This window comes from Sphingomicrobium astaxanthinifaciens (assembly GCF_022865105.1).
GTDB classification, from domain to species: domain Bacteria; phylum Pseudomonadota; class Alphaproteobacteria; order Sphingomonadales; family Sphingomonadaceae; genus Sphingomicrobium; species Sphingomicrobium astaxanthinifaciens.
Genome location: NZ_JAKNYM010000002.1, coordinates 1,262,707 through 1,273,913 on the forward strand (window position 1 = coordinate 1,262,707; position 11,207 = coordinate 1,273,913).

General features: G+C 70.8%; 11 protein-coding genes. 5 read left to right on the forward strand and 6 right to left on the reverse strand.

The window, feature by feature from the left end; all coding sequences use genetic code 11:
- Window positions 1-24: 24 nt before the first annotated feature.
- Entirely contained in the window at window positions 25-519 is a 495-nt protein-coding gene (locus tag L8951_RS10405; RefSeq protein ID WP_244382991.1) for a hypothetical protein, read from the forward strand.
- On the opposite strand, the gene rsmA is transcribed toward L8951_RS10405, so the two are convergent.
- The 4 genes from rsmA to L8951_RS10425 are packed head-to-tail and all read right to left on the reverse strand — an operon-like array spanning window position 516 to window position 6,015.
- Complete coding sequence (gene rsmA / locus L8951_RS10410; RefSeq protein WP_244382992.1) at window positions 516-1,340, reverse strand: 16S rRNA (adenine(1518)-N(6)/adenine(1519)-N(6))-dimethyltransferase RsmA; 825 nt, start codon at window positions 1,338-1,340, stop codon at window positions 516-518. The two genes, L8951_RS10405 and rsmA, sit on opposite strands and share 4 nt — an antisense overlap.
- A complete protein-coding gene (gene pdxA / locus L8951_RS10415; RefSeq protein WP_407696413.1) occupies window positions 1,337-2,374 on the reverse strand; it encodes a 4-hydroxythreonine-4-phosphate dehydrogenase PdxA in 1,038 nt (345 codons plus the stop codon). The genes rsmA and pdxA overlap by 4 nt, the downstream gene beginning before the upstream one ends.
- Entirely contained in the window at window positions 2,374-3,705 is a 1,332-nt protein-coding gene (locus tag L8951_RS10420) for a peptidylprolyl isomerase (RefSeq protein WP_244382994.1), read from the reverse strand. The genes pdxA and L8951_RS10420 overlap by 1 nt, the downstream gene beginning before the upstream one ends.
- A 60-nt stretch (window positions 3,706-3,765) precedes the next feature.
- On the reverse strand, window positions 3,766-6,015 hold the full coding sequence (locus L8951_RS10425; protein WP_244382995.1) for an LPS-assembly protein LptD: 2,250 nt from the start codon (window positions 6,013-6,015) through the stop codon (window positions 3,766-3,768).
- Window positions 6,016-6,128: 113 nt separating this feature from the next.
- Between L8951_RS10425 and L8951_RS10430 the strand changes: the two genes are divergently transcribed.
- The 4 genes from L8951_RS10430 to L8951_RS10445 all read left to right on the forward strand — a co-directional run bounded on the left by L8951_RS10430 (window position 6,129) and on the right by L8951_RS10445 (window position 9,177).
- A complete protein-coding gene (locus tag L8951_RS10430; protein ID WP_244382996.1) occupies window positions 6,129-7,577 on the forward strand; it encodes a leucyl aminopeptidase in 1,449 nt (482 codons plus the stop codon).
- A gap of 4 nt (window positions 7,578-7,581) precedes the next feature.
- Window positions 7,582-8,019: a DNA polymerase III subunit chi gene (locus L8951_RS10435; RefSeq protein WP_244383237.1), complete on the forward strand. Its 438-nt coding sequence runs from the start codon at window positions 7,582-7,584 to the stop codon at window positions 8,017-8,019.
- A gap of 70 nt (window positions 8,020-8,089) precedes the next feature.
- Complete coding sequence (ndk, locus tag L8951_RS10440; RefSeq protein ID WP_244382997.1) at window positions 8,090-8,512, forward strand: nucleoside-diphosphate kinase; 423 nt, start codon at window positions 8,090-8,092, stop codon at window positions 8,510-8,512.
- A gap of 122 nt (window positions 8,513-8,634) precedes the next feature.
- Window positions 8,635-9,177 (forward strand): NADPH-dependent FMN reductase, encoded by a 543-nt coding sequence (locus L8951_RS10445; protein ID WP_244382998.1) that lies wholly within the window; start codon window positions 8,635-8,637, stop codon window positions 9,175-9,177.
- On the opposite strand, the gene purN is transcribed toward L8951_RS10445, so the two are convergent.
- Complete coding sequence (gene purN, locus L8951_RS10450) at window positions 9,174-10,118, reverse strand: phosphoribosylglycinamide formyltransferase (RefSeq protein ID WP_244382999.1); 945 nt, start codon at window positions 10,116-10,118, stop codon at window positions 9,174-9,176. The genes L8951_RS10445 and purN overlap by 4 nt on opposite strands.
- Window positions 10,108-11,175, reverse strand: a complete 1,068-nt coding sequence (gene purM, locus L8951_RS10455) for a phosphoribosylformylglycinamidine cyclo-ligase (RefSeq protein ID WP_244383000.1) — start codon at window positions 11,173-11,175, stop codon at window positions 10,108-10,110. Before purM ends, purN begins: the two co-directional genes overlap by 11 nt.
- Window positions 11,176-11,207 lie beyond the last annotated feature (32 nt).

Here is an 11,207-nt window from a genome sequence, read left to right on the forward strand (position 1 = left end):
TACCGGTTTGACGTGGAGATGTTAATGCGCCTTTCGCCCTTGCTGATCGCCCTTGGACTGACTGCCTCGACGTTCGCCGGTCCGGGGCTGGCCCAGCGCGCGGCCGACGATGCCATCGCGCCCCAGTCGGTGGCGCTGGTCGAGGAGGGGCGCGCCGCGCTCGCGGCGGGCGATCTGGTCGCTGCCGACAATGCGTTCGAGGCCGCGCTGGTCGCCGACCCGCGCAACCGCGCCGCCTATGTCGCGATGGCCCGGGTGGCGATCAAGCAGTCGCTCTACGGGCAGGCGATCCGCCTCTCGCGCAAGGCGCTGACCATCGAGCCCACCGACCGCGCCGCGCTGGCGGTGCAGGGCGAGGCCTATGCCGCGCTCGGCGCCAAGGCCAAGGCGGAGGCCAATCTCGCGCGGCTCGATCGGCTCTGCAGCGACGGCTGTGCCGAACAGGATGCCATCGAGGCCGCCATCGCGCGCGGACCGGTGCTCGCGGCGAACGACAATCGGGCCGAGGTTGCCAACTAGGCGGGCAGCGCGCGCGCGAGCGCGACGAATTCGGCAACGCTGACGGTCTCGGCGCGCCGCGTCGGGTCGATCCCGACCGCCTCGAGCGCCTCGAGCCCGCCCGCGATTCCCTTCAACGACTGGCGCAACATCTTGCGCCGCTGGCCGAAGGCGGCGGCGGTGAGCCGGCTCAGGCGCGCGGGGTCGACCCCGTCGGGCTGCGCGGCGGGGGTGATGTGGACCACTGCAGAGGCCACCTTGGGCGGAGGCACGAAGGCCGCGCGCGAGAGCTTCATCGCGATCCGGGGCTGGCTGCGCCACTGGCCGAGCACCGAGAGCCGCCCGTAGGCCGAGGTGCCCGGGGCGGCGACGATCCGCTTCGCCACCTCGAGCTGGAACATCAGCGTCAGCGACTGCCAGCGCGGCGGCCACTGCGGGCTTTCGAGCCAGTCGGTGAGCAGCTGGGTGCCGATATTGTAGGGAAGGTTGGCGGCGATATGGAACGGGCCGTCGATCTCGGCAGCGGGGTCGATCTTGAGCGCATCGCCCTCGATCACCCGCAGGCGACCGTCATATTCGGCTCCCAGCTCCTCAAGCAGCGGGTAGCAGCGCCGGTCGCGCTCGACCGCGACGACCGAGGCGCCGGTGTCGAGCAGCGCGCGGGTCAGCCCGCCGGGGCCGGGGCCGACCTCGAACACGGTGCCCCCCTCGAGGTCGCCGGGCAGCAGTGCGGCGATGCGCGCCAGCAGCTGCCGATCGAGGATGAAGTTCTGGCCAAGCGCCTTGTCGGCGCGCAGCCCGTGACGGGCGATTACCTCGCGCAGCGGTTCGACCTCGCTCATGCGGGGGCGCTGATCGACTGGACCGGGGGATCGCCCTGCGCGCGGCGGTGCCGCGCGGCGGTAGCGGCGGTGCGGATCGCGGCCGCCATCGCGTCGGGGGTGGCGCTGCCCGTGCCGGCGATGTCGAAGGCGGTCCCATGGTCGGGGGCGGTGCGCACGATCGGCAGCCCGAGCGTGATATTGACGCCCTCGTCGAAATGCAGCGCCTTCAGCGGGATCAGCGCCTGGTCGTGATACATGCACAGCGCCGCGTCGTAGCGAGCCCGCGCGCGCTCGTGGAACATCGTGTCGGCGGGCAGCGGGCCGATCACGTCCCAGCCTTCCTCACACAGTCGCTCGATCGCGGGAACGATGACGTCGATCTCCTCGCGCCCGAGCGCGCCATCCTCGCCCGCATGGGGGTTGAGCCCCGACACGGCGAGCCGTGGGCGCTCGATCCCGAAATTGCGGATCAGCCCGCGCAGCGTGGCGCGCGCGCGCGCGGCGACGAGGTCGACCGACAGCGCGGCGGGGGCCGCGGCCAGCGGGACGTGGGTGGTCACGGGCACGCAGCGCAGCGTGGGGCCGGCGAGCATCATCGCAACATTGGCCTTGGCCACCCCGCAGCGCTCGGCAACGAATTCGGTCTGGCCGGGGTGGCTGAAGCCGATGGCGTAGAGCTGCGCCTTGGACACCGGGCCGGTCACCACCGCGGCGATCGACCCGGTCCGCGCGAGCCCGACCCCCATCTCGAGCGCCTGCAGCGCGCAGCGCGCGCCGGCGGGGCTGGGCCGTCCGGGGGTGTCGGCGCGCTCGGCGCGGATCGGGATCACCGGCAGCGCGGTGGCGAACTGCTCGACCGCCTGGGAAAGTTCGTCGATCGGCGCGACCGGGCCGTCCCAGACCGCGGCGAGCGCGGCGGGATCGCCGATCGCGACGAACGGGGGCAGGTCGAAGGCCGTGCGCTGCTGCCAGCAACGGGCCACGATTTCGGGACCGATTCCGGCCGGATCGCCGAGCGTGACGCCAAGCGGGAGGTCGGCCACCGGCGCGATCAGCGGTAGTCGATGATGGCGTCGCGGCGCAGGTCGCGCAGGTAGCGGCGCGCGCGCAGCGTGATCCGCTCCTCGCGCTTCTGCTGCTCGATCTGGTCGCGGCTCGGCATCGAGACCTGCTGCTCGTCGCGCCCGCACAGCACCAGCGCGCGAACCGCCTCGTTGAGGTCACCGAAGGGGCGCGTCGCCTGCCCGATCTGCATTTCCATCATCATCGGCTGCAGCGCCGGGGGAAGGTCGCGCACCAGCGTGCCGTCGGCACTCAGCACCGTGCCCCCGAAATCGGCGGCCAGCCGTTCGGCACCACCGCAGCCCTGCACCTCGGCGGCGGCCGCGGCAAAGCGGTCGACCAGCGCGTTGGCCGCCTGCGTCGTGCTCCCTTCGGGGATCGGTACGGTGACCTGCTTGAGGCTGAGCACCGCGTTGCGCGGGTCCGCCATCAGGATCTGGCGTTGGTCCTGCAGCGCGAGGATCGAATAGCCGCCCGGGATCTTGATCGGCACGCTGACGGCGCCCGGCGCCATGTTGCGCAGCGCGCTCCCGAGCGCCTCGGGCAGCTGTTCGGGGCGCACCCAGCCGAGGTCGCCCCCGACCGCCGCGGTCGAGGCTTCGGAGAACTGGCGCGCATAGGCTGCGAACGAGCCGCCCTGCCGCAGCGCGTCGAGGATCTGGAGCGCGGTCTGGCGGACCTGCGCCTCGTTGGCGGGGGTGGAGGCGAGGAAGATCTCGCCGACCCGATATTCGGTGGTCCCGCGCGCGCTTTCCATCTTGTCGATGATCGCCTGGATTTCCTCTTCGCCGACGCTGATGAAGTCGGCGATCTTGACCTGCTGGAGCCGCTGCCAGGCCAGTTCGGCGCGGATCTGGCGGGTGATCGAGCGCAGCGAGCTGCCGTTTTCCTCGAGGAAGGCCTCGAGCTGGTCGACCGTCTCCATCTGCGCGTTCTGGACGACCCGCTCGAGCGCGCGGGCGATGTCGGCGGCGGGGATGTCGATCTCTTCCTGCGCGGCGGCCTGGATCTGCAGCGTCTCGTCGATGAGGTTGCGCAGCACCTGCTGCTGGAGGAGGCGATATTCCTCGGCCGACGGCGGGGGCGAGCCGACGAGGGTCAGCGCGACGCGCTGGTCGATGTCGGTCTGGGTGATGATCTCGCCATTGACGATCGCGGTGGCCTTGACCACCGGCGGCAGCGTGTCGCCGAACAGGGTGATATTCTCGGGCAGCTGGAGGACCCGGGCGCTGCGGCCATCCTGCGCCGAGGCGGCGGTCGGCAGCGCGGCCAGCGCGGCGGCGCCGGCGATCCCGCAAAGCAGTGTCGAGAACTTGGTCATAAAACAGTCACCCCAGATTAAGGTCTTGGCATTGCCTAGCAATTTCGCCTGAACGCACGCTTAGCGGCCCAGGCCCTTGAGATTGAAAATGATCGAAAAGGTCGAGCCCTTCCGAAATGCCCCGATGCGCTCATAGTCGCGCTTCCACGAAAGCCCAAGCTCAATATAGTCGTCCTCGTAGGCGAGCCCGAGGCGATGACGCGCGGGCTCGAAGCCGTCGGACAACGACAGCGGATCCTCACCGGCGTCGGTGAGGTCGAGCACGGTCGAACCGAAGAGCGAATAGTGATCGGCGAAATGCAGCCGCCCGGCGAGCCGCAGTTCCTCCTTGTCGCGCAGATCCTCGATCAGCGGGTCGATGTCGCGGTCGAGCCGGAGGTAGCCGATCGTGGCATAGGTCTCGATCGAGCCCACCGTGAGGTCGGTCTCGAGCCGGCGCGGCGCCAGATTGTCCTTGTCGAGCCGGTAGCGCGCGGTGAGGTCGACGAGGCGCCCGAAGCGCAGCCGGGTACGGCCGACGAAATCGCTCCACTGGTCGGTCAGCCCGGTGCCGTCGGGAAAGATGTCGGGCTCGTCGGTAAGCCGGTAGCTCTGCCCCAGGTTCGAGCGGATCGAGAAATTGGGCCGGTCGAGCAGATATTCGAGCCCGTAGGTGACGCGGCTGCCATCCTCCCAGCGGTCGTAGCCGGGAAAACGGTTGAGCGCGAACAGGTTGGAATCCTCGAGGTCGATGGCGCGCGCGTCCTCGTTGGGGATGGCGAGGTTGGCGGTCGGCGGGGTGAGCACCAGCTGGACCCGCGGCACCAGTCGCTGGGTGCCCCCGAACGCCTCGCCGATCAGCGGCCAGCGCATGTCGGCCGCCAGCGCGCCGATGCCGCGCGCGTGCCAGCCATCCTCGCCGCGATAGAAGGGGATCAGCGTCTCGCCGCTCTCGTCGGTGTGGTAGACGTCGCCGCGTGCATAGCCGGTCAGCGTGAGTTCCTGGCCGAGCGCGGTGAGGAAACGGCGATCCCAGCGAGCGAGCGCGAAGGCGCGCTGCGTGTCCTGGCCCTCGCGGCGCTGGATGGCGAGGCTGTTGCCGCGCAGCTCGAGCCGTCCGCCCGCGACGGGGTCGTCGAGCCGCCAGCGCGCGTCGATCGCGGGCAGCGCGATCGGCAGCCGGCTCTGGACGTCGTCGACGCGCAAGCCCTGGAAGGCCCAGCCGGCGATCGAGATGTAGCTGTCCTCGTCGAGCCGCTCGAGCTCGACGACGTTGCGCAGCCGGTCGTCGCGGGTGAGGTCGAAGCGGCGGGTTACGGTCTTGTCGGTGGCCCAGCGCAGCGACCCGGTGGCGCGCCAGTGGGGATCGAACTGGAACCGCCCGTTGCCCTCGAAATAGCCGCGGAAATTCTCGCCCAAGGTGGCATCCTCGGCATCGCGATCGGGGTTGTCGATCTCGCCGTAGGTGACGAACCCGCCGACCTGGTAGGCGCCCGTGTCGACCAGCTGGCGCCAGCGCGCCGACAGGCCGGGCAGGTTGCCAGTGTAGAGGTGCGGGGTGACCGTCAGGTCCTGGTGGCGGTCGAAGCGCCAATAATAGGGCAGCGACAGTTCGAGCCCGTTGATTCCCGAGATGCTGATGTCGGGCACGAGCGCCCCCGTCACCCCGCCGAGCGGCCCGGGGTCGCCGACGCTGAACAGCGGCAGGAGCGGCAGGTCGAGTCCGAAGATGTGGAGCTTGGCGCCGCGAAACTCGAGCCGCCCGGTCTCGGCATTGCGCACCACCCGCGCCGCGGTGATCCGCCACGGCACGTCGCTGTCGCACCCTTGCGGGCCGGTGACCGGGCAGGGCGAATAGACCGCATCGTCGACGACCACCTCGCCGCCCTCGGTGCGCCCGGTCGCGCCGGCGATCCGCCCCCCGGTATCGAGCGCGAGGAGGAAATTGTCGATCGCGCCGCGGCGCAGCGCCTCGTCGAGCCGGATCCGCTCGCCGATCAGCCGGTCGCCGGTGGGGGCGAGCAGCACGACATTGCCGTGCGCCTCGATCTCGCCGCTGGCGCGGTCCCAGTCGATCCGGTCGGCGGCGAGCCAGTAGCCGTCGCTGGCGAGCCGCACCTGGCCCTGGGCGCTGACGCGCTGCGCCTCGGGATCGTAGACGATCTCGTCGGCCGAGAAGGCGATCTCCTCGAACTCGCCCGCCAGCGCGAAGCGGTCGGGCTCGGGCTCGGGCGACCCCGGGCTGGTCTGGGCGGCGACCGGCATGGCGGGCAGCAGCGCGCCCACCGCCACGCCCGTCCACAGGCCGAACCGTTGCTTCCATCCGCTCATGACGGGGGAGCCTATGCATGGAACGGCCCCCGGCGGCAATCCGCCTTTGCCTTTTTCGGGTAGCCCGTTCTAAAGGGCGGCGAGCCTGTCATTCCCGGAAGAGGATCCCGCCGATGAAAATCCAGTTCGCCACCGCCCGTCCCGACGCCGATTATGCGCTCGTCCTGCCCGCCACCGGCAGCGGCGATGCCGCGCTCGCCGGGCTGGTGGGCGTGTCGGACACGCTCGCGCGCCAGCGCTTCGAGGGCAAGCGCGGCAAGGCGGCGACGGCATGGCTTGCCGACGATGGCGGGCGTCGCCTGCTGGTCGTCGGGGTGGGCGAGGGCGAGGGGCTCGATCTCGAGGTCCTCGGCGCGACCATCGCCGCGCAGCTCGGGACCTCGGGCGAGACCCACGCCGTGCTCGACCTGTCGGCGATGGACATCGAGGCCGACGCCGCCGCGCGCGCCGCGCTCGGGGCGGTCGTGCGCGCCTGGCAGCACGACCATCGCACCAAGAAGAAGGACGAGGAGCGGGTCACGCTCGAGACGCTGACCATCGTCGGCGCGCCCAAGGGGGCGGCGGCGCGCTGGGAGGAACGCTATGCGCCGCTGTCGCGGGGCATCGCGCTCACCCGCGAACTGGTCACCGAGCCCGCCAACATCATCTATCCCGAAAGCTTCGTCGAACGCGTGCGCGCGCATGCCGAGGGGACCGGGCTGGTGATCGAGACGCTCGACGAGCGGGAGATGGCGGAGCTCGGCATGGGGGCGCTGCTCGGGGTCGCGCAGGGCTCGGTGCGCAAGCCGCGGCTGCTGGTGATGAAGTGGATGGGCGGCGAGGGCGATGACGTCCCGCTGCTGCTGGTGGGCAAGGGGGTGACCTTCGACACCGGGGGCATCTCGATCAAGCCCGCGCAGGGCATGGAATCGATGAAGTGGGACATGGGCGGCGCGGGTGCGGTCTCGGGCGCGATGCTCGCGCTCGCGGGGCGCAAGGCCAAGGCCAATGTCGTCGGCATCTGCGGCCTCGTCGAGAACATGCCCGACGGCAACGCGCAGCGCCCCGGCGACGTCGTCACCTCGATGTCGGGGCAGACCATCGAGGTCATCAACACCGATGCCGAGGGGCGGCTCGTCCTGTGCGACGCGCTGACCTGGGGGCAGCGCGAGTTCCGGCCGAAAACGGTGCTCGACCTCGCCACGCTGACCGGTGCGATGGTGATCAGCCTCGGGCATGAGCAGGCGGGCTTCTTCACCAACTCGGACGACCTTGCAGAGGATCTCATCGATGCCTCCAAGGCGTCGGGCGACAAGCTCTGGCGCCAGCCGCTCGGTGAGGCCTACGACCGGCTGATCGATTCGCCGATCGCCGACATGAAGAATGTCGGTCCGCGCGAGGCCGGCTCGATCACCGCCGCGCAATTCCTCCAGCGCTATATCGAGGACGGCGTCGACTGGGCGCATCTCGACATCGCCGGGATGGCGTGGAGCGACAAGGCGCGCCCGACCATCGACAAGGGCGCGACCGGCTTCGGGGTGCGCGTGCTCGACATGTACGTGATGCGCGAACTCGAGGACTAGGCTCCTGCGGGTCGATTTCTACCAGCTCGACGGGGGCGCCGCGGGCGTCCTCGTCGCGCTCGCCGCCAAGCTCGCCGAGAGGGGCGAGCGGCTGCTCGTGACCAGCGCCGACGATGCCCAGCTCGCCGCGCTCGACCGCCAGCTTTGGACCGAGGCGCCGGCGACGAGCTTCCTGGCGCACGGGCGCGTCGACGAGGGGCGCGACAAGGACCAGCCGATCCTCTTGTCGACGCGCACCACCGCGCCCAACGGCGCGCGCAACATCGCGCTCGTCGACGGGCAGTGGCGCCCCAGCGCGCTCGGCTTCGAGCGCGCTTTCTATTTGTTCAACGAGGAGACGATCGGCGCCGCGCGCGAGGCGTGGAAGGCGCTCGCCGAGGAGCCCGGGGTCGAGCGGCATTACTGGGCGCGCGAGGACGGCCGCTGGATCCGCAAGGCGTGAGGCTTGCACCGCGGGGCCGGCGCGGCTAGGGGCGCGCGCAACCCCTTTTGCCATCCAACGGAGACCTATCATGGCGGTGACCCGCACCTTCTCGATCATCAAGCCCGACGCCACCCGTCGCAACCTGACCGGCGCGGTCACCAAGAAGCTCGAGGAGGCCGGCCTGCGGGTCGTCGCCTCCAAGCGCATCCACATGACCCGCGAGCAGGCCGAGGGCTTCTACGCGGTGCACAAGGACCGTCCCTTCTTCGGCGAACTGGTCGAGTTCATGATCTCCGAGCCGGTCGTGGTGCAGGTCCTCGAGGGCGAGGACGCCGTCAAGCGCAACCGCGACATCATGGGCGCCACCAACCCGGCCGAAGCCGCCGACGGCACCATCCGCAAGGAATATGCGCTCTCGATCGGCGAGAATTCGGTCCACGGTTCGGACAGCGACGAGAACGCCGCGACCGAGATCGCCTTCTTCTTCGACGAAGACGAAATCGTCGGCTGAGCGCGGCGCGCTTGATCCGGCCATGAGGGGCGGCGGGCGCGAGCTCGCCGCCCCTTTTGCTTGGTGAAGCGCGCGGGAACGCGGCGCCGCGCGCCACCGTTGGGCGAGCGAAGGAGAGGCGCATGACCAGGGTGCTCGCGATCTGCGGATCGCTTCGTGGCGGCAGCTACAACAAGGCGGTGCTCGAGGCGGCGGCCGAGCTCGCCCCCGAGACGATGGCGGTGGAGGTCTTCGTCCCCGCCTCGGTCGCGCTGTTCAACGAAGAGCTCGAGGACGCGCCCCCCGCCGCGGTGAAGGCGATGATCGACAAGGCCGCCGCCGCCGATGCGATCCTCCTCGGCAACCCCGAATACAACCACTCGATGACCGGGGTGCTCAAGAATGCGCTCGACTGGCTCAGCCGCCCCTCGGCGGGGCAGCCGCTCAAGGACAAGCCGGCGATGAGCGTCGGCGCCTCGCCCGGCCCGGTCGGGACCGCGCGCGCGCATGCGCATCTCAAGGTCGTCGCCTGGACCATCGGGCTGCGGCTGTGGCCCGGCCCCGAGGTGCTGGTCGGCAATTGCAAGGACAAGATCGAGGACGGGCGGCTGACCGACGAGGCTAGCCGCAGGTTCCTCGCCAAGTCGCTGCGCAGTTTTGCCGACTGGATCGAGCGGCTCGACTAGCCCGCGCGCTTCAGCGTGGCGGCCGGAGCGCAGGCGCGCCAGCTGCGTCGCAGCCACTCGGCGACATGGTCCCAGTCGGTCTCGGGACGATCGACCCGCACCCCGATCCAGCCCGCCGGGGCGTAATAGGCGGGGCGGAAGTACAGCTCGGGGCGGTGGGCGACGAGGTCGGCCGCCTCCTCGGGACCCGCCCCCTTGACCAACAGCCCGATCGCCTCCTCGCCATGGTGGCGCACCGAGAGGATCGCGAACAGCTTGCCGCTCGACTTGGCGCCGACGTGCCAGGCGGGCGCGCCGTGGCTGGTCCTGGCGCTGGTCTCGGGGAGCGCCAGCGCGCGCGCGGCGACCTGCGCTTCGATCCACGCCGGATCGGTGAAGCGGGCAAGATGCGCGGACAGCACGCGGGGGTAGAGCTGGTGCTCGGCGATGAGGACGCGATCGGCGAGCCGCTCGGGGGTGTCGCCGGGCAGCACCGCGACCTCGACCTGCCCGAGGATCTCGCCCGAATCGAGCTCGGGGGTGACGAGGTGGACGCTCGCGCCGGTCACCGTATCGCCCGCCGCCAGCACCGCCTCGTGGACCCCCGTCCCCTTGTAGCGCGGCAGCAGCGAGGGGTGGATGTTGGCGATGCGCCCGGCCCAGCGCGCGAGAAAGTCCTCGGGTATGATCCGCATGAACCCCGCCAGCGCGACGAAGTCGGCCCCGGCCTCGCGCAGCGCGGCGTCGAGATCGTCCCAGAAGGTCGCGCTCCTGCCGTCGAGGCGGCGGACCGGGACGCCCTCCGCCTCGGCGAGATCGAGCCCCGCCGCCCGCGGCTTGTTGCCGGTCACGAGCACCGGCCGATAGGGGCAGTCGTCGGCCTGCGCGGCGTAGAGCAGCGCGGCCATGTTCGACCCGCGCCCTGAGATCAGGATCGCGAGGCGCTGCCGGTCACTGGCCATGGGTCGCCGACCAGCCCTCGCCGGTGACGGTGCAACCGCGCTCGCCGGCGCGGACCTCGCCGATGCGGACCGTCTCGACCCCGGCGCGCCCGAGCTCGAGGATCAGCGCCTCGGCCTCGTGCGCCGGAACGATCGCGACCATGCCGATGCCGCAGTTGAAGGTCCGCGCCATCTCGGCCTCGGCGACGTTGCCGCCCTCCTGCAGCAGGGTGAACAGCGCGGGCCGCTCCCACGCCGTCATGTCGACATGGGCATGGCATCCTTGCGGCAGCGAGCGCGGGATATTCTCGAGCAGTCCGCCGCCGGTGATATGCGCCAGCCCGTGGATGCGACCGGCGCGGATGGGGTCGAGCAGCGCGCGGACGTAGATGCGGGTGGGGGCGAGCAGCGCCTCGCCGAGGCCGCGACCATCGCCCGGCACCACCATGTCGAGGTCCCAACCCTCGCGCTCGATGATCCGCCGCACCAGCGAGAAGCCGTTCGAATGCACCCCGTTCGAGGCCAGCCCGAGCAGGACGTCGCCCGCCGCCACGCGCGAGGCATCGATCAGCTGGCCGCGCTCGACCGCGCCGACGCAGAATCCGGCGAGGTCGTAATCGTCGGCAGCATACATGCCGGGCATCTCGGCGGTCTCGCCGCCGATCAGCGCGCAGCCCGCCTCCTGGCATCCCTCGGCGATCGAGGCGACGACCTGCGCGGCGACATCATTGTCGAGCTTGCCGGTGGCGTAATAGTCGAGGAAGAACAGCGGCTCTGCGCCCTGGACGACGAGGTCGTTGACGCACATCGCGACGAGGTCGATGCCCACTCCGCGGTGCCGCCCGCAGTCGATCGCCAGCTTGAGCTTGGTCCCGACGCCGTCGTTGGCGGCGACCAGCAGCGGGTCCGTGAACCCGGCCGCCTTGAGGTCGAATAGCCCGCCGAAACCACCGAGGGCGGCATCGGCGCCGGGGCGCGCGGTGGCGCGGGCGAGGGGGGCGATCGCCTTGACGAGCGCATTGCCCGCCTCGATCGAGACCCCCGCGTCTTCATAGGACAGGCCGGTCTTGTCGTTCATGGCGTCACCGCTAACGAGATGAGGCTTGGAAA